Source organism: Paraglaciecola chathamensis S18K6 (assembly GCA_000314955.1).
In the GTDB taxonomy this organism is placed as follows: Bacteria; Pseudomonadota; Gammaproteobacteria; order Enterobacterales; family Alteromonadaceae; genus Paraglaciecola; species Paraglaciecola chathamensis.
The window spans coordinates 148,334-167,724 of record BAEM01000056.1; the positions used below are offsets into that span (position 1 = coordinate 148,334).

14 protein-coding genes and 2 pseudogenes are annotated in these 19,391 nt (G+C 42.3%); 8 read left to right on the top strand and 8 right to left on the bottom strand.

Annotated features, from left to right (window positions below; genetic code table 11):
* Nucleotides 1–148: 148 nt before the first annotated feature.
* On the bottom strand, nucleotides 149–916 hold the full coding sequence (locus tag GCHA_RS20255) for a hypothetical protein (RefSeq protein WP_153810727.1): 768 nt from the start codon (nucleotides 914–916) through the stop codon (nucleotides 149–151).
* Nucleotides 917–1,180: 264 nt separating this feature from the next.
* Here GCHA_RS20255 and GCHA_RS20260 point away from each other — a divergent pair, with 264 nt between their 5' ends.
* Nucleotides 1,181–1,834, top strand: a complete 654-nt coding sequence (locus tag GCHA_RS20260; RefSeq protein ID WP_007991683.1) for a recombinase family protein — start codon at nucleotides 1,181–1,183, stop codon at nucleotides 1,832–1,834.
* A gap of 111 nt (nucleotides 1,835–1,945) precedes the next feature.
* On the opposite strand, the gene GCHA_RS20265 is transcribed toward GCHA_RS20260, so the two are convergent.
* The 3 genes and pseudogenes from GCHA_RS20265 to GCHA_RS20275 all read right to left on the bottom strand — a co-directional run.
* A complete protein-coding gene (locus tag GCHA_RS20265) occupies nucleotides 1,946–3,793 on the bottom strand; it encodes an acyltransferase family protein (RefSeq protein WP_007991685.1) in 1,848 nt (615 codons plus the stop codon).
* A gap of 174 nt (nucleotides 3,794–3,967) precedes the next feature.
* Nucleotides 3,968–4,456, bottom strand: a complete 489-nt coding sequence (locus GCHA_RS20270) for a GIY-YIG nuclease family protein (RefSeq protein ID WP_039992865.1) — start codon at nucleotides 4,454–4,456, stop codon at nucleotides 3,968–3,970.
* A 361-nt stretch (nucleotides 4,457–4,817) separates the two neighbouring features.
* Nucleotides 4,818–5,048, bottom strand: a pseudogene (locus GCHA_RS20275) (hypothetical protein); the annotation flags it as partial.
* Between the two features lie 62 nt (nucleotides 5,049–5,110).
* Between GCHA_RS20275 and GCHA_RS22935 the strand changes: the two are divergent.
* From GCHA_RS22935 to GCHA_RS20295, 6 genes are all read left to right on the top strand, one after another.
* A complete protein-coding gene (locus tag GCHA_RS22935) occupies nucleotides 5,111–5,275 on the top strand; it encodes a hypothetical protein (RefSeq protein ID WP_007991689.1) in 165 nt (54 codons plus the stop codon).
* A gap of 219 nt (nucleotides 5,276–5,494) precedes the next feature.
* Nucleotides 5,495–7,231 (top strand): molybdopterin cofactor-binding domain-containing protein, encoded by a 1,737-nt coding sequence (locus tag GCHA_RS20280; protein ID WP_318249024.1) that lies wholly within the window; start codon nucleotides 5,495–5,497, stop codon nucleotides 7,229–7,231.
* A gap of 23 nt (nucleotides 7,232–7,254) precedes the next feature.
* Nucleotides 7,255–7,818, top strand: coding sequence for a molybdopterin cofactor-binding domain-containing protein (locus GCHA_RS23260; RefSeq protein WP_318249025.1), 564 nt, complete (start codon nucleotides 7,255–7,257; stop codon nucleotides 7,816–7,818).
* 3 nt (nucleotides 7,819–7,821) lie between these two features.
* Nucleotides 7,822–8,295 carry a (2Fe-2S)-binding protein gene (locus GCHA_RS20285; protein WP_007991691.1) on the top strand — a complete coding sequence of 158 codons (474 nt, stop codon included), beginning with the start codon at nucleotides 7,822–7,824 and terminating at the stop codon, nucleotides 8,293–8,295.
* Nucleotides 8,296–8,677: 382 nt separating this feature from the next.
* Complete coding sequence (locus GCHA_RS20290; RefSeq protein ID WP_007991693.1) at nucleotides 8,678–10,198, top strand: ISNCY family transposase; 1,521 nt, start codon at nucleotides 8,678–8,680, stop codon at nucleotides 10,196–10,198.
* Nucleotides 10,199–10,787: 589 nt separating this feature from the next.
* Nucleotides 10,788–11,105: a hypothetical protein gene (locus tag GCHA_RS20295; protein ID WP_039992866.1), complete on the top strand. Its 318-nt coding sequence runs from the start codon at nucleotides 10,788–10,790 to the stop codon at nucleotides 11,103–11,105.
* 628 nt (nucleotides 11,106–11,733) lie between these two features.
* Here the strand turns inward: GCHA_RS20295 and GCHA_RS22735 are convergent.
* A pseudogene (locus GCHA_RS22735) lies at nucleotides 11,734–11,973 on the bottom strand (IS4 family transposase); the annotation flags it as partial.
* 129 nt (nucleotides 11,974–12,102) lie between these two features.
* Here GCHA_RS22735 and GCHA_RS20300 point away from each other — a divergent pair.
* Nucleotides 12,103–12,738, top strand: a complete 636-nt coding sequence (locus tag GCHA_RS20300) for a hypothetical protein (protein WP_229816611.1) — start codon at nucleotides 12,103–12,105, stop codon at nucleotides 12,736–12,738.
* A gap of 344 nt (nucleotides 12,739–13,082) precedes the next feature.
* On the opposite strand, the gene GCHA_RS20305 is transcribed toward GCHA_RS20300, so the two are convergent.
* The 3 genes from GCHA_RS20305 to GCHA_RS20315 all read right to left on the bottom strand — a co-directional run bounded on the left by GCHA_RS20305 (nucleotide 13,083) and on the right by GCHA_RS20315 (nucleotide 19,341).
* A complete protein-coding gene (locus GCHA_RS20305; RefSeq protein ID WP_007991700.1) occupies nucleotides 13,083–15,428 on the bottom strand; it encodes a CehA/McbA family metallohydrolase in 2,346 nt (781 codons plus the stop codon).
* 261 nt (nucleotides 15,429–15,689) lie between these two features.
* The gene (locus GCHA_RS20310) at nucleotides 15,690–18,059 is read right to left on the bottom strand and encodes a TonB-dependent receptor domain-containing protein (RefSeq protein ID WP_007991702.1); all 2,370 of its coding nucleotides are present in this window, start codon (nucleotides 18,057–18,059) and stop codon (nucleotides 15,690–15,692) included.
* A gap of 64 nt (nucleotides 18,060–18,123) precedes the next feature.
* A complete protein-coding gene (locus GCHA_RS20315) occupies nucleotides 18,124–19,341 on the bottom strand; it encodes a BCCT family transporter (protein ID WP_007991703.1) in 1,218 nt (405 codons plus the stop codon).
* Nucleotides 19,342–19,391: the final 50 nt, after the last annotated feature.

Genomic DNA, 19,391 nt, shown 5'->3' on the forward strand with positions numbered 1-19,391 from the left:
TAAGATTGCTAACAATAACTCCTAAATGGTTATTTTTGATAATGTTTTAACAGAGAGTCAATTTACATGTCTGTTTAGTGTAACTATAAGGTTTCATTGGGTGAGCAGCTTTTTTTCTTTAACCATTCCCACCAAATTTAATGAAACCTTATAGGGCTTTACTCTTTGATCTGCGCTTACCTTCAGCAATGACCTGTTCTAAATATGGCAGCATTAGAGTTTTCAGTGACCGGCTCATAGCGTAGTTTTTACCACCGTAAAATAAACTATCGGTCATAGATTTACACAGGTAATCCGCAAGCCCTTCATTGATGGCAATCTTCTCTTTCGCTTCGTACCTTTGACAATAGATATTACCTTTAAGATCTGTCGCTTTACTACCGCACTTCCAAAATGATTCCGATGGGTAATCCTCAATCATCATGTCCATCTCATTGATTTCCTGTTCGGTTAGCGAGCCTTTATAGACACTCAATATGTAACCATCACTAATGTTTATCGCTGAGGCAGCTAAGTGCCCATACTTATCCGTCTTAAGCCAACCCGTTGCCTTAAGAGAATCTCTAAGCTTAGTTACTGTGCTTAACTTAATATTCATTACGATATGTGCGTGAATATTTCCAGACGTAGACTCTTCCAATACAAAGAAGTAGCTGCTGACATCAAACGGTGTAGCAACTTTAAGCCTTAACATCCTATTGAAGTACTGTGCTGGATTACGAGTTTTGCTACCGGCTTTGAGCTTGAGTGAAAACTCAGAATTAAATTGTACTGTTATATGATGAGTTTCGACCCCCATGGTAGAGTTAGCTTCTTCGAGTAACCCCCATACTGCGGCTCTTAAACCATAGTTTATGCAATGGTTTTTTGAACCATCTAAAATGTGAGTTACATAGATATTTTTCTTACTTGTCACGATAGGTAAATTACATACTTTGTAACTGCTGTTATAACTATCATAACTGAGTACTGGTCTCCCTCCTGACAACCCTATCTTCCGCTTCTCCGCAGCCCTTTTAAGTACTGGATTTACTGGTGTTAATGAAGCGCTCGTTGGCATTGTGTTTTTGACCCATTTTTCCTTATTTAAGATTGACGCCGAAACTACCTGTACTTATAGTTAAACGCAACAATACAAAACACAACCAGCGTTGCTATCTTGTAAGGAATGAGCATTCACATGAAATACGTTATTTATCTAAGAGTCAGTACGAAAGAACAAGGAAAATCAGGATTAGGGCTAGAAGCTCAGAGACGCGATATACAGCTGTATTTAGATAACTACAGCCCGTCACCCTACTCTGTCATAGATGAGTGCTTAGAAGTTGATTCAGGAGCTAATTCGCAAAGAATAAAACTAGTTGATGCTATTAATTTAGCTAAAAAACATGATGCAGTTTTACTAGTGGCTAAACTTGACCGTTTAAGCCGAAAAGTTTCATTTATCGCAAAGCTGATGGAGGATAAGAAACTAAATTTTAAAGTAGCAACAATGCCACACGCTGATCCCTTTCAACTTCACATCTACGCAGCCTTAGCCGAGCAAGAGAGAGAGTTTATTAGTAAACGAACTAAGGCCGCACTAGCAGAAGCTAAATCTCGTGGTACTCGTCTTGGGGGCTTAAGAACTCAAACTAACGAGCGGAACATTGCTAAACGTAAACAAGCAGATGACTTTGCCAAAAACTTGTGGCCAATGATCGAACCCATGGTTGAAACATCACTTGGATATACTGAGATAGCAAAGCGCTTGAACAGTATGAATGTCAAGACAGCCAACGGTGGAGCCTTTTGGGCAAGCACCGTCAGTAATATAGTTAAACGCATGATGTAATCAGCAACTATAAGAAAACGCATTTCTTATATGTATGTGCTAATTTTTGCTAAAAATTGAGAAGTTTTGTTAACCCAATCATGCATATTAGCTGTCTACTCAACGAGTACTTTACTCGAGAAAAATATCCTCTAAATATGTCAGGCTCTCAACTGCATACCAAGGGCGCATATGATTGTTATCTCTGTAGAAAAATCCTTGCGAAGTATTACTTGTTCTACAAATCCCCTCATTACATAAGTACTCAATAGGATCTATTATTTTAATATCACTTAGTTCGGTAAAAAGACCTAAAGCCTTCTGATGTATAGTGTAGTTTTTTCGTGCCTGTTCTTCCGTGATGAAATCATTTAAACCATTCCTAATTACCGTTTGCGGATTAAACTCTTCCCCTTTTGGCTCACCTAGAATTAGATAAACGTCATCAGATGCTGCTTTTAACCTCGCTAGAAAAGTATCGTATTCTTTGGTTCTCACCGAAATCTGTTCTTGTCTTTCAGTTTGAATGTCAGATAGATAAACATCAAAACTGAAAAAAGAGGTCACAATTTTTTCAAATTTAACGCTATCTAAAAGAAACTCATAATTTTGTAGGTTGTCGCAGTTCCACTTCGGGTGTTTCATAGAAGGGGTTGCAAGGCAGCCTCCGTTAGTTAAAAAATACACATTGTAGTCAGAGTTTAAGCTCTTCACATACGGATATAATTGTTCAGTGTGACTAGCGCCGAGTATAAGAATATTTTTATCCGTTTTACCGCTTATTAGTCTAATTTTAATGGGACCCATAAACTTGTTCGCATCAGGGTAACTCCAATCATCTTTGGCGGCAATTGCAGAAGCAACCAATGTTCTCTCAGGTTCTGCTAATCGCTCTAGTAAACCATTTGTTTGAAATACTACTAACCCAAATACTGCAATAATCGAAGCAGCAGGTAGAGGCTTCAACAAATATCTTCCTTTATTTAAGCCGTAGTCAGCTAGAGTTTTAGATTCTATAAACACAAAGCTAAGCGCGCCCAAGAGAATAGAAAGCGGTAAACCTATAACCCACCAATTATCTCCTAGAGAAAAATAGAAACCAGCCACAATAATTGGCCAATGCCATAAGTAAATTGAGTAAGACCATTTACCTAGAAGGTGGCAAATTTTGTTATCTACTAATACCGACTCCCCATTGTTTGAAATCAAAACTAGACATGCCCCTAATATTGGGAGCAATGATGCATAACCAGGCCAAGGTGTTTCAGCGGAGAAGAGGAAAAATGAAAATACGATCATAGCTAAGCCAGACATTAAGCCAAAACTTTTGCCTTTTTGACCCAAAGCAATTGGATATAAAAATACCAGCCCTCCGGCAAGCATCTGCCAAGCTCTAGTGGGTAACAAGAAGTAAGCTGCTCTGCTAGTGTTGAACGTAACGTAGATTGAAAGAAGTAGCGTTAAAATCGTTGCTGCAACAAGTAGCAACTTCAACTGCTTTAAATTCAAAAACTTCTTAAGAACTACCAGAACTACAGGATATATTAAGTAAAACTGCCACTCTACCGACAAACTCCAAGTGTGTAGCAACCACTTTTCAATTGATGAAGCATCAAAGTAATTTGACTCTTTCCAATAAACGAAATTCGATGTAAAGGTTAAACTTGCAGTAGTATGTTTGCCCATATTTAAGTAATCAATGGGAGACAGCAAGAAATACCCTAACACCATTAGAACGAAGCAAAGAAAAGCTAGAGCCGGAATAATCCGCCTCACTCTCGCTTTATAGAAATCTATGATTGAGAAGGTTTCTCGATCTAAACCTTTAATTATAATCATAGTCATCAAAAAGCCAGAAATGACAAAAAACACGTCAACACCAGCGAAACCGCCCGGTAGCCATGAATGATTAAAATGAAAAATGACTACAGCTATAACGGCGATCGCCCGCAACGCGTTTATATCTTCCCTGAACTTCATAGGCTCTTTACTTTAAGTGATTGGTTATTGAAGGTATCTCGGGGAGCCCAAAGCTACCAAGGATTACTTACAGCTCTTGTTTAGCTTGATGCAATGCTATATACATTTCCATGTAAATTGAAGTTATCCGGCAATTTTAATTTTACTAAATTTTGGTAATGGGCTCATCTTAGCTTATTTTTTTTTAGTCGGAGAGCCATGAGGCAGTATAACGAGGTGATTTATACAGGAGAGAGCTGCTTTCATCCTCGATTTAATCTCAACAGTTTCGCTTAAAAACTCCTCTCTTAGATTACATATATAAGCGCCCAAGTTCCGATATTTAATCCCGCCTTTTGAACGCATATAGGCAATTTTCAACATTTCCGATTCAATATCTTCTGAAACCCCAATATCGAAACACTCAGTTTTTCCTTGTAAACCCGACATAAAGCGCCCCATCTTCGCAACGTCACTAGAATCTTTACGTTTGTCCTGAAAGGTTCTCAATAGTTCTTGCTCTAGCTGTCTAGTCGATGATCTGGAACCCATTAACGTAGGAGAATAACAATCTGCTTTCCCAAAAAATGGCTTCAAGCTGTTCAAACGTGAGAGCGCACAAGATGTATAACCAATTTTACACAGACCAACTTCAGGATACTTGAAGCAATAAACCATATTCATAATAGTATTTCTCTTCTAAATTCACAGAAACACGAAGAATACAGATCGAGAAGATAACATTCAACTCATTGTTTTATAAGCAAATAATGTCATTGCCGACATACTTTCATAAAAATAACTACAGGATTAAAGCTGTTAATCATTCCGCCTATATGTGTCACACACAGGTGTCACACTTTCTGTTTATCGGGAACTTGATAAGCCCTTAGCCTACGTATACTGTAAGGGTATAAATCAACTTTAACTGTGTGTCACATCCCGCCAGCTCCACCAAACATCGCGATGAAAAGGCTCTTCAGAAATGAAGAGCCTTTTTTGTTGCAAGAGCAGCTGATCCTACAGGTACACCTGAGTAAACCATTTACCCTACTTTAAACTGGCTTTGCTCTACCTCTTTAAGCCAAATCGGGTTGCTGTAGGCTTTATGTCCGTTTTTATCTTCTACCACCAGCGCGACCCAGCCAGAGGTTTTGGGCAGAGTGAATGTTATCGATGCACTATCACCACTAAGTGTTTGTTTGTTTAGCACCTGATGATTTGAGCCGCTTTGGCCAGATTGCTGTTGTTGCTGATTTTTTTGCTCACTTGGCGAACTTTTTACCATGGGTGTCTTTGTAAATTGCCAGCACGGGCCGTGGCGAGCTTCTGCCCCCTTTGAGCAATATTGCTGATTTGATCAAGAAAATCGCGTTCGCAGTGGATAAAGTCGCTATTACAGAAGGATTAGCCTTAGAAATCTCAGACGAGCAACTTGAACAGAGTATCGATGCTTCGTTTTGGAAAGCGGAATATCGACCTCATAAGCGGGTGAGTATTTAAAGCCTAATTAACTTCAACAATCCAACTCACAAAAAATATGCTCCTCACTCATGGGAAACCCCTACTTAGTATTACTTATTATTAATGTTTAATAAACTATACTTTATGATAACATCTTGTTAACAGATATTTAGCAAGCTGCAATTACCTGAATTAAATAAACGACTTTTCTTAAGCTTAAGTTAACGATCGAAGGTCTTGAACTGAAAAGAAGAATTTATGACAAAAAGCAACCATGCAGAACAAATAGACACGATTACCTCCTCACAGAAACATGATCAATCCGATAATGGTGACGAACACATTGTCGAGGCAGAAAACACCGGACGAAGAAAGTTTATTGGTTACATGCTCAAGGGCTCGAGTTTTGCCGTTGCGTTACATATAACCGGTGGTGCTCTTCGTCCTCAGGATGCCAACGCCCAGTTGTTAGGAATACCGGAGCTTGCAGATGAACTGGATTTAACAGACCTGCTGCTCATCTCCGGTGACCCTTTCTACTACGATTATTTAATTAAGATAACGAGTGATAATCGCGTCCGTTTTGAGCTTCCACGAATGGAAGTGGGGCAAGGTATATTAACCGCTGCAATGATGATTCTTGCCGAAGAGCTGGACGTTGAAATGTCCTCCATTGATGCGACTTTATCTCCGGCAGAAATCAGACGAGCGACTGGTCAAATTACAGGAGGCTCTCACGCCATAACCTCTCTTTGGGATCCGCTGCGCAAGGTCGCGGCAGCCCTGTTACATAAGATAAAATTATCAGCCGCCGTGCATTTCGGGCTTTCTGTGAACGACATTAGTACAGAAAATGGCTTTGCGATTGGTAACGATGGCAGCCGTATTGCTTACTCTGCACTCACCGCAGGTGTTGAAGGACGCAACGATGCCGCTCGACTGGCACAGCCTAAAGATCCGTCACAATACAAAATTATCGGTACGCAGCAAAAGCGGGTTGACGCGCGCGATATCGTTACCGGCAAACTAGATTTCGCGATGGACCTCGACGTAGTACCAGATGCGATGCCCACTGTGGTCGCTAGGCCACCCAGCTTAGGTGGTCGCGTGATCACGTTTGACGATTCTGAGGCAATAGGCCTGCCCGGTGTCCTAGCCATCAGAGAAGTTCCGCTGGATGTTGATGCAAATTCCTCTGGCGTGGCCGTTGTTGCGCGTTCCTTCGGCGAAGCATTTCGTGCGCGTGATGCACTTAATATTTCATGGAGTGAGGGTGCTGCCGAAAATCTATCTGACGCCGAGGTCATTGAGCAGTTACGTGCGATAAACCTGCCAACCTTACCTAATATTCCGCTGGCTACCGATTCGGTTGGCGGCGAGTTCATCTTTCCTTATTTGGCACATGCCCCCATGGAAACCATGACAGCACTTGCCGATGCAACCGGCTCAAAGGTAAGGGTTTGGACTGGCGCCAAGACGCCACTTGCAGCACAAGCCAAAATTGCGCGCGAACTTGGAGTCTTACCCACTGACGTCGAGGTGAATGTAATTCAAAGCGGCGGCTCATTTGGCCGTCGCTTATTTTTTGATGCAGCAGTTGAAGGCGCGCGTATTTCACAAATTGTAAACCGACCCATCAAACTTATGTTTACCCGACAGGACGACACAAAGTTTGGCCGCGCACGACCGCTCAGCTTGCATAACGTAAAAGCGACTTACACTAGAGGTTTTTTAATTGGCAAAAAAGTGTTGTCGTTTGACCATCGCGCTGCGACCGCTGAATTGGATCTCGAACATGGCTTTGGCGACGGTATTACTGCATTGGGAGGAGAATTAGCGCCCGCTGCTTTCAGCCAGACAATCTGGCACTCAACGCAACTAGTGCAATATAAGTTTGGTGTAACTTCCTTGCTGCTAAACGAAAAAAATTCGTTGTGCCAACCTCCTCTTGGCGCGGCATCTACTCCGGCACAGCTGCCGTCGCAAACGAGATAGTTGTTGACGAATTGGCACGCGCAATGAACAAGGATGAATACCAGTTCAGGTTACAAATGCTGGATGATGATCGCTCCAAAGCTGTTCTGCGGAAAGTTTCTCAAGAGGGCAATTGGGGAAGGAGTATAGAAAAAGGACGTGCCCAGGGCCTCGGGTTGCATAAAGAGTATAAGTCTCGAGCTGCCGTGCTTGTTGAATTACAAACGTTCAAAGATCCGGAGAAAGAAAGTAAAGTCACCAAGATTGTTGTCGCGCTGGATGTGAACCGAGTATTGAATCCAACCGGCCTTGAGGCGCAAGTTATCGGTGCGGCAACCGATGCCATTACCTACATGATTCGCACCAGTTTACACCTCGACAATGGCGCAATACGCGAGAGCAGTTATGGCGATTTTGAAATTGCTCGAATGCGCAACACGCCACCGGATATTGAAGTGCATTTTATGCCGCCTAACGGAGAAACACCGGGAGGTGCAGGCGAGTTGGTAGTGCCTGCGGCGGCAGCGGCGATAGCCAACGCATTTGCCAGGGCGACGGGTATTGCACCACGTCGTTTTCCACTTCGTGACTTCTATCCAGAGGGTTAATTCATGCCACAAATTACATTTAATGTTAACAATAACCCGGTTTCTATCGACGCTGAAAACGACGATGAGCTCCTGTATCTCTTGCGTGATCGACTTGGTATTACTGGCCCAAAATATGGTTGCGGTGTTGGCGTGTGTGGCGCTTGCACTATCTTTAAAGACGGTGAGCTAGTCCGCCCATGCATTGTTCCGATGGAAGAAGTGGAGGGTGCATCGCTAACCACTATTGAAGGGCTTGCGGTCGATGACATTCTGCATCCGGTGCAAGAAGCATGGATAAACGAAGATGTCGCTCAGTGTGGGTTTTGTCAGGCGGGACAAATTTTAACCGCCGTCAAACTCTTGGAGTCTAATCCCAATCCCAACGATGATGACATTGATGAAGCTATGAGCGACAATATCTGTCGCTGTGGTACCTATCATAGGATTCGAAAAGCCATTAAACATGCTGCAGCTTTGATTCAGCAGACGACATAAGAGGCTAATTGTTGGGAAAACGGGTTGGGCTGAGAAGAACACCTTAATTTGTATAAGCTCAGATCTAATCTGAGTATTTCGCCTATAGGGTTGGTAGTCTTGTAGACTGCTTAAAGCGAATTGCAGGAATTTCACCTGCTTTTAATTGGAGGGCTGCTCTACGTACATTTCTGACGTTCAGTTTAAGTCGCAAGCATTTGAGCTAAATGTTAGATCGAGTCTAAGCTACTACACCTAATCATGTTAACACCAAGCGACTTTGTCGTATCTTAATTACCAAGCAATTCTGTCGTAATTGCTAATTACCAAGGGAAACTGTCGGTCTCTTTTTTTACATGTTTGTTAGTGTTCTTGTTTTTTGAATACTAGAGGCGTGTTGAGGATGATTGTGATGGATTCTAAAGCTCAACTAACCGTTGATATAATTGCTAAAGTTGTTGAAGGCAGAATAACAATTGCCAATGCAGCTAAATTACTCAGTAAGTCTCGGCGCTCCATTGAACGTTATGTGAAACGCTATCAGCAAGTAGGTATTCAATTTGCAGTACATGGTAACAGTGGTAAGTCACCTCCAAATAAAACGCCCAAGTCAATTAAACAAGCGGTACAAGCCCTAATCAAAGACAAGTATTTTGATCTGAATTTGCTTCATCTAGCTGAGCAATTAGAAGTGAATGAGCATATTTTTGTGAAACGCGAAACGTTACGCGGTTGGGCACATGACATTCACCATGTTAAGCGAGCTAAACGAAGACGAGGCAAAGCCCGTAAACGCAGAGAACGTATGGAAGCAGCTGGCTTAATGATGCAAATGGACGGTAGCCCACATCGTTGGTTTGGTGATAAGAAACACTGTCTAATTGCCATGATTGATGACGCGACCAGTGAAATACATGCTGAGTTCTTCCCATCAGAAACCACAGCTGGTTGTTTGAAAGTGATGCGCGATTGCATCGAGACAAAAGGGCTATTTAAAACACTCTATGTCGACAGAGCAGGTATCTTCGGTGGCCCTAAGCGTTGTAACTTCTCGCAAATGCAGCGAGCCTGTGAGGAGTTAGGCATTGAAATTATCTTTGCTAATTCACCGCAAGGCAAAGGTCGTATTGAGCGTGCCTTCGATACATTCCAAGACCGCCTTGTACCTGAACTGAGGCTCAACAACATCAAAGACATTGCCAGTGCCAACGCGTATCTTAAGCACGTGTTTATCCCACAGTTCTGGCAGCCTCAAATCCAAGTAAAATCAAAACAACAAATATCTGAATTTACGCCTTTATCGAAGCATACAAATCTCGATGACATCTGCGTTATTAAAGAACACCGCAAAATACGTAACGACCATACCTTCAGCTATGGCAATAAGTTCTATCTGATTGACTCACCGCTTAAACACTCTATCTCTAACCAAAAGATTGAAATCAGAAACACCAGCAAAAAGGGCTTCACCGCTCACTTTGCAGGTCGGCAGCTCAAAGTATCTGAGGTCATTGAGCCAAATAAAGTCACAATCGAAGAGTTGGAAATCCAAAAGAAACTAGAGGTATTGGCCTTGGTCGATAAGCTCGGAAATGTCAGTGCAGCCTCACGCCAAAGTGGTGTATCTCGCGATACTATTTATCGCCACCTGAAGTTGGTTAAGCAAGGTGGCCCAGATGCGCTAAAGCGTCAAGAAACACCCAACCTACGACATAAAAACCGTTCAGATACTGAGCTTGAACAAGCTGTCATCGACTTCTCACTTGAAAATCCGCATCTTGGTCAACAGCAAGTATCGCTGCAATTGAAAGCCAATAAAATCGTTGATGTGAGTCCTGCTGGGGTTCGCTACATCTGGTTGAGGGAGAACATGAACACCATGGCCCTGCGTGTTCAACGAGCAAGAAATGCTGAAATCGCTTAAGGAAGTAGCCAGCTTAACCACTGGCTGATATGCTCTTTACGACAAAGTCGCTCGGTAATTAGACCGACACAATCCCTTGGTAATCACACTACTACACCTAATCAAATACAGTTCAGTGAGTTTTCGTTCTAACGTTGTGAAGAGGTTGCATCGCAAAATCAGGGTTAGTATTCGAGCTTATATTATCCACTACCCCACATTACAACCATCTCTATAGCTCTCCCCTGACAAAGTAAGTGCAGTTCTTTTTTACCGCAGAAGAGGCTTTTTTAGCATTTTTACACTGGACTAAGTTACATTTAGCAACTTAATCAACTCTCTTGGGGCGTGGTATGATGGCCATAGAAAATTGTTTTCTACATAAACTGTATTTAGCTCGCTTCAACTTATTGCGCAGATAAGTATTAACTATAGCTTCCGTATAAATCATGTAACACCTTCTCTATTCATAAGCAAACAACTTAAATTGGACGACTTGTTTCTTGTCAATCATTTATTATTTTTCAATGATTTAGCAATGTAAAAGTAGCTTATAATAGTAAGCCAAGATAATATTCGTAGATAGATAAAGTGTTATAGTAGCTAAAAAATGATAGATATTTCTCCTGCTGAATCAAACGATATGAATGTAACAGACGCTGAGTTGAGCAAGGTTACTACTATAGTGATAGAGCTACTTAAAAAGTGGGGACTGAATGAAAAGCAAAAAACGGCCTTAATTGGTGAATTTACTTCACCCGAGATACATATGAGACTCTCGCTTTTATTAAATATCCACGAAGAACTACGATTGATGTTTGACAACCCATTAAACATCTTTGGCTTTATGACAATGATAAATCACAATGAACCATTTTACGGCATTCGGCCGATTGATCTCTTGCATGCCAAAATATTGAAGGACTGAAACTTACATATCAAGCCATTCATAATATCAGCGCTTGAGTTTTTAAAATCTCCCCCGTTTCGGCTAGCTCTATTTGTTAATTAAGCAATTGGATTTATAATTCTGTATTTTATGCATGATTTATTTAGTATTACTATAAATAGATTTGAACAGTAGGCCATACTTCAATATTTTCAGTAAGGTACTTTAAAGCTTAGGCATACTGATAGGCATACCACAAGAACAAAATAAAAAAACAACCTTAAATAACAACGACTTAATGCTTAAAATCAACTCCCGCCAGCTCCACCAAACATCGCGATGAAAAGGCTCTTCAGAAATGAAGAGCTTTTTTTGTTTTTAACGAGTTCAGTATTTAGCCTAGGTTAATGCCTCTGGGCTCCCTGCCAAAAAAAACAAAAAGAAATAATATACATAAAACAAACACTTATACCTAAATTTTCAGTTAGCATGTCAAACCTAATAGCCTGGCTCCACGCCCACAAAAAGAGAAGTTAGAAAAACTATCGAGGTTAATTCTTATAACCGCTGATTCTTTTTATCTTGGATGTCTTTGTCAATTTGCTTTTTATCTTGGGTGTCTCTGTAATTGGGTGTCTCTGTAATTGTAATTTTTATCTGTAATTTTCCAACGGTACATGTCGAGCCGCTCGTTATGTAGGTTGTAAATACCAAGCCGTCTGTCGATGCGTTTGATGCTGTGTTTCGGAGCTATTGAGCCTGAGGTAATCCGTCCTAATTCCGTCAACAACAGTTGCTGGCCATCTAGCAAAGATTAGGTGGCAATCATCAGTGAAGAAAGACGTTTGGCATGTAGATTAGGGCATTGTTATTTAAGCAAATCGTGTAAGATAGAAATATCACGCATGGTGTTGTTATCTAGTAGGTTTTTGGCGAAATTTATTAGATCAAATAGCGTCATGCGTGTCTATATTATTGTTTCTGCTCAGAATTGTGAGGGGATTCGTTAGGGCAAAGCGGTATGTTTCAGGGGAACGTGGAAATTATTATTACTCTAAGCGGAACAAAAATTATCGAAGGTATTGAATTTAATGCCTTTCCACCTCCTAGCACTTTAATCAAAGCAATGGAGAAGCAGTGGGCCGAAAAATTAATTGAAAATGGTACTGTCAGGTTAAATTCTCTTGAATTCTATCAAAACCTAGAAAACGATGAGCTAGGTGATTCTACAGAAGGGTTGGGCGAGCTAAAATCGAAAGGCCACCCGTACAATGTAAGCTCTGTAAATAAAATTTTTGTTTGGTGCGGCGCACTTCCAGATACTTCATTTCCAACGTTATTAAGTCTAGACACTAAATACGATACAGTCATCAGGGTAGTCAACCCCCTTGAATTTACAAAGAGAATTGAATTAGCTCTAATTGATAAAGATTATTCTTTCGCTCATCCACATATTGGTTCCATAAACTATTCGCGTTCAGATGAAGTTGATATGAAATCTGTACAATCACAGTTTTTTCACTGGAATGTATTTCAAAAACGAAAGAAATATACACATCAAAATGAATACCGTTTAGCATTTACTGATACATCTTTTACTTTAGAAAATGATGAACCCATAGATTTGGAAATTGGTTCGTGCCTAGATCTGGTGCAATTAATCAAAACATAATAAGTCAAGTAAGCGGACATTAACTCGTTTCCCTAAACTGCATTTCTATCCTTACACCAATACCTTAAGACAAACACGCATCTTCCATTATTTAAAAAGAAATATAGCGGCGCTGTTATTATGTCAGCACGATAAACAATTTGCTGAGTATGCAGGGTGTCGCGAACTAAATATTTCGTGATGGGCGAGCAAAGCAAAAAGGCCCTTTAAAATAAAGGGCCTCCTGTCTGTGTCGGTAAACGTTATTAAACGCTGGTGCCTTTAAGCACCACTGAGGGCACGCTTAAGCAGCCTTTTCGCCGGAAACCCCTCAACTACTGGTAAATTAAAGCGCCCCACTCCCTTTAATTTACTACGTTCAAAAATTGGCTTTGCTCTACCTCTTTAAGCCAAATCGGGTTGCTGTAGGCTTTATGTCCGTTTTTATCTTCTACCACCAGCGCGACCCAACCAGAGGATTTGGGCAGAGTGAATGTTATCGATGCACTATCACCACTAAGTGCTTGTTTGTTTAGCACCTGATGATTTGAGCCGCTTTGCCCAGATTGCTGTTGTTGCTGATTTTTTTGCTCGCTTGGCGCAGCAATTAATGACACTGACTTAAGCCCATTCACCGCGACCAAATCAAAACTGATGGATTGTGGCTGATCTTTGGCGAGTTTAATCGTGTCACCAAACATGACATCTTGCGGATAAATAATCGGCCCATATGACACATAAGAGCGGCCGTTTTTCATGGCTTGTGCATACGCCTGGGCACTTGGTTTACTGCCTGTGTACACGAACATACGGTTTAAACCGCTGGTTTGGTTCCACACATCGTGCGTGTCAGAACCGGCCGTATAATAGTAAGGCAAACCTTGTGACCAAAGCTGATGGGCTTTATCCATGGTTGGCTGGTTATCGACGGCGGCGTTTATCTCAAACAAGTCAATGCTGGGATTGAACCCGCCTGGGGCTGTGTTTTTATCTAAACTGCTCAAGTAACCGTAGGGTATGTACGGGTGGTTCGATGCAATCACCGTCGCCCCCATGCGGCGCATGTCTTTGATCAAAGTATGAATATCGTCTACGCCCGGGTCGACAGACAAGGTGGCCCCTGCGTTTATCGGAAAGGCATTAAAATGGCCCCATGAAGGCGACACTTCAATTGACGGAATAAAAGGCACGCCGCGTTTATCGGCTAACGCTTGTATGGCTGCGTTGTTCTTGGTGGAATCATGATCGCTCACAAACAACGCATTTAACCCAGCAGCCAGTTGAGAGCGCACTAAATACTCGGGTGATGTTGAACCTTCAAGCACGTCTGCATGATGATGCAAATCAGCTGCGTACCAACCTTTTTGCGTTGGATAAGTGCTAACGGTAACAGCACTGGCTATGTCTGTGGTGGAATTCCCTTTTACTACAGTGTTAATCAATTCTGGCTTTGCATTAAAGCCACCACCAGGTGAAATACTCAGTTGATATTCACCTGGTGCGAGCGGAAACATTGCATGACCGGTGCTATCAAGTTCGGTGAAAAAGGTCCGGGAACCTAAAAATTCAATCAAAGGCTGATTGCCTTTTTCAATCTTTATCTTGGCATCAAGGGGCGCTTTAGTATTTGCATCTGTTACCTCTATGCTGACCTGGCCTGGTGAGAGCAAATCGTCAAAGGATAAGGTTTGAGTGGTGTTTTCACTGATTTCAATATCATGTATTTTACTGTCAGAATAGCCTTTCCCGGTGGCATAAACTTGGTATTGACCAATCGGTAAGTCAAATTGGTATTGGCCGTTTTTGCCCAAGCCCCACATGTAAGGCGTACCCTGTTTACTTACCACAATCGCCGGTTGCGTTAGGGCATTTTTGTTTTGGGTTTGCACTTCACCTTTCAGCGTTCCTGCTTTCGTGTTTTTACGCTCAATTTCGGCGCGTACTACTGGCGCTAAATCGCCACTGGCCAACACTTGGTAATCGCCAGTGAAGGTCACTGATTGCCCTTTTTGCAAACTATGCTGGGCGTACAAGTCTCTTGATTGGTTTTTTACTTCAGTCATGTAAGGCGCATGCAAAGCTACCGCCCAGTCAGCGCCATAACCCACAAACCTATCAGTAATAAAGTTCGCTGCCGGCTCTTTTTCCTCACTGGTCTTATATTCAGGTACGGCAAACTTGTATCCCGCATCAGGCCACAAAGTAAACCCAGAGTGCATGTCTACTATGGCTTCACCTTGATTGGTCATGGTCGTTTGCACGTGAATCAAATCAGAGCCTGATTGCAGACGGTAAGTCGTGCTTATTTCAACTTTGCCGAAATCACGGATGACTTCAACAATGGCTTCATCTTGACTGTCTTTGATGATGTTAAGCGTTTGATAGGTGTTAGGCCAACTAGACCAATTATTCGGGATGAAATCTGCAAACGCTACGCGATCAGGACTTAAGCTGCCATCAGCTTTAACGTTCGCAATATCCACAATACACCCACGTGCAACGCCCCAAGGCGGAGCAGAGCCAATGGCTAATGAAAACGCTAATTTGTCATTTTTAATCGTCAGGTCGTTGTCAGAAATAGCATTACCATGGGGGATGAGCGTTTTGCCCTTAGTAATACTGACGTCGGCAATGCTTGGTGCACTAAGCAACAAACCAATAGTGGCCAAAACGCTGGAAATAAATGATGAGTGAAGCTTAGGTACTTTCATGATTATTTACCTTTGGCAGGCCAATAACCTGCCCTTGTTTTAATTAGTTTGCGTCTGTCACGCGTGCGCGAAATAAAAACTATAAGCCCTTTTTATGTCAGTTTTTAAAGGGTGGGATAATGCGCAGAAAATAAAACTCAAAACAGTGAAACAGACAGAACAAGTACTGTACACATGACGAAAACATAAAATATTTGCGCTCAATCAATACAAAAAAGGCCACAAACAGGGGACTGAATGTGGCCTTGTAACTCGCTATTATTACATTACGAATCTAACGTTGAACGATGCAATACGCGGCGCACCAATCCAACCAGCATTTGGCGCGATTGAGCCAAGATACTCTTCGTCAAATACGTTGTTTACGGTAAAGCTAAGCTCTACGCTCTCGATGCTGCCACCGATATCGTAAGCCGTTTTACCCATATACAAATCACTTACGACGTAAGAATCAACTTCTTGCGTGTTCGCTTGGTCTAAGAAGCGCTCACCCACGTATTTCGTGCTGAAACCCGCGTAGAAGTCATTTTTCGCGTAATCGAAGCTAATAACCGCCATATCTTCTGGGCTACCGATAACCGTTTTACCACGGATATCTTGATCGTCATCCGTGTAAGTCGATTCATTCTTGGTATAAGAAACGTATACACCGAATGTGTCAGTAATTTTGTAGTCGATTGAAGCCTCGATACCGTCAGATTCAATACCACCGTCGTTAAGGTAACCACCAGCAGCAGATTCTAAGAAATCGATACCATTTACGTCTTCATTGCTCACAAAGGTAATACGGTTTTCAAATTTGATGTTGTAGTAAGTCAAACTTGCGTTAAAACCAGGCGTTGAATAACGTAAACCAAAGTCAATGTTATCTGCTGTTTCAGGCTCAACTGTGCTCACATCAGCATCATCGCGCTCTAGTACTGCATCTTTAACCGCTGCAAAGTTTTCTGCGTAGCCACCGAAAACCTCTAGGCCGTTTACCGGTAACGGCGCAACAAAACCTGCTGAGATAAGTACGTCTGAATCAGATGACACGTCCAAATCGTTCTCTGGTACAAATTGGTCTTCTTTCGCCACATCAACCTTGAATTGCTTTGCACCTAAACGGAACTTTGCAAACCCTGCATCAAGTTCGTCTTCAATGTAATACATTAGGGTTTCAACCGGGAATTCGCGGTCGTACTGCACCCAATAAGGGGTGTTATCAAAGCGCGGGCCTGTTGCTGCATCTATGGTTTTATGCCAATCACGATACTCTTCACGTTGATAATCTTCATACCAGAAACCACCACGCAATACGTTGTCCATATCTGAAATGCTGGTATGCCAAGTGAAATCACCGTTTACCCCGTAACGCTTTTTATCATAATGCGTGTGACGGTTTGAGCTGACAGGAATAGCACCTTGCTCGTAACAACCTGGGTCGATTTCTGCTCCGCCACCGCCGTATGGGAAGCCAATTGAGCTTTCGCAACCTGCGATAGGTGATAAAGACTCACCCGCACGGTTCACAAAATAAATTAGGCCCTGAGACGCGCCGCCGAATGCGGTCGTCGATGAATCTAGCTCAGAGTTAGGGTTACCTACACCATCATCGGTAACATCAGCGATGTAATATGGGATCCACTTACCCGCACCTTCGTTTTCGTGATAGTAAACATTCGTACTGAAATCAACTTCACCCACAGCGAAGTCAGCTTTTAGGTAAGTGAAGAAGTTTTCACGCTCAGTTACCCAACCTTCACGGAACACTTGGTCTTGATAAGGCACACCAGACCAATCTTCAGTTAGGCCGTCCCACAAAGGGTCTTGTTCATACTGAGCTAAACCGTAAACACGCTGGTAAGTGTATTCTTCGGCATCGTCATAACTCACGTAACCCGTAATATCCACTTCACCTATGGTGCTGATAATTTTACCTTCGGCGTGATCACGTTTATTAGTGATAGAGCCATCCATATAATCATCGTTTTGCTGGGTTGACAGTGACAACCAAGCGAATGTGTCTTGCGCTATTTCGCCTGTGTCGTAACGTACGTAGAATTTTCGTGCGTTTTGCTCACCTAGTGTGGCGCTGACCGTTAATTGCTCGTCTAAAGCAGGTAAAATTGTGGTGAAATCCATGGTGCCACCTAGCGCTTCGTTTGAACGAGAGCTAATGTCAGCAGTACCTTGAGATACTTCTACGCCACGCAAGTTTTCGGTATCAATATAACGGCTGGCTTTTGTACCGCCACCGTAGTTAGAGTTACCGTTTGATATGCCATCAACCGTCATACCAATTTGTTGAGATTCAAGATTCAACTGAAAACCACGAATTGAAATACTAGTAGACCACTCATCAGAGCCAAACGGGTCACCTTCAGTCACCAATACGCCAGGTAGGTTATCTACCAAAGCCAATACGCTTGTCATCGAGGTTTGCTGCTTTTTCATTTCTTCAGAAGCGGCACTGTTTGCATAAGACACATTACGCCCCGTCACCACAATAGACTCTACGTCTTCTTGCTGCTTTTTAGCGTTGGCTTGGGTTTCTGCTTCCTGAGCAAAGGCCGACAACGACGTCATCGACATGGCTGACAGCACAGACAAAGCGATTAGGCTTTGCTTCTTTGGCACATAGGTATTCATAAATAATCCTGTTTTGTGTGTTGTGTTTTTATTGTGTGTAGTAATGGTAAAGTCCTTTATTTCACTAAGTTCCTGAATCTATTTTCGTGAAGTCGATCTCGTTATCTTTTGGTGAGCTATCGATATTTTTAACGGTTTTAGGCTTGCTGTAGGCAATGAAAATTGCGCAGCTAAAAAACAAACCGATGACCAATGCCCCGACCCACTGAATTTGTAAAAACTCTAATTTGAACAACAATGTCAGCAACGAAAGCGCGACTATGTTCAGTGCCATGTACTTAAACTTACCTAAGCGTTTAACGGTGAGTTTTAGGTTGTCTGTGTACAAGCGAATAAGGGAGTCGAGCGAGTTGATGACAAACACAATGCCCACAAAAGCCATGGCGAAGTTTTTCAGCCCTGCTGTAGGAATACCCGCTTCGTGATATTGATAAATAACGCTGAACCAAACCGCGATAGGAATGGAAGGAAAAATCAACATAGCGCCCAGCACCTGATAGGTTTTCAAGCCCCCCACAAAACGTGAGGTAAATTGACCAATCATGATGCTCCAAGCAAACCACCAGAATAAGTAAAACTCGTGGTATTCGTTCAATGGCAAAACAAAGTCATCTAGGTTGCCAAAGTAACTTCCTATCAAGCTTAAATTATTAACGAACGCAGCCACATGGCTGTCTTTTCCTAAGAAGGCACCAGCCCACATAAAGGCGATCAACGCGATAAATAGCCAAGTGGTAGAGATACTCAATAAACGTACATATTTGATGTCAGTACTGGAATAAACGGCAAAGCAGATTGCCGCGAAAACAGTAAAATAGAAGGTAGGGATAACCGATTCGCCATCACCAATAGCGGGTAGATACCAAGGTAAATTAGACAACAACAAAAAGGCGGTAAATGCACAGGTGCCGATAATCACCACATTATTGATAAGTTTAACCAAGGGGATTTCGAAAAACTTAACCTTGGGCTCAACCACACAGAAGTAAAAACAGGTTAGGAAGTAAAACCCCCAAATAAGAAATCCCCAATAACCAAACTCTATCGCCATAGGGTTGGTAAAAGCGTATTCAGGGTTGGCCTTTAGGTTTGCGTAGCCGCCAAACTCGGTGAGCGGGAACATGATCAAGCCAACGTCTAGCCCTGAGGTAAATAAAATAGCAATAAAGGTAAATAGCCTGACCGGTGTCACACCGACGCAAACGACATTGCCCCATTTAAGTAAAATAACCACAATGGCCAATAGGGTGAAAATGATCCCAGCGTTAAGCCATAAGGTCATTGGTCCCTCCCCAAAATAAGCGATAATGCTTCATCTTTCTTCCTGTTTAT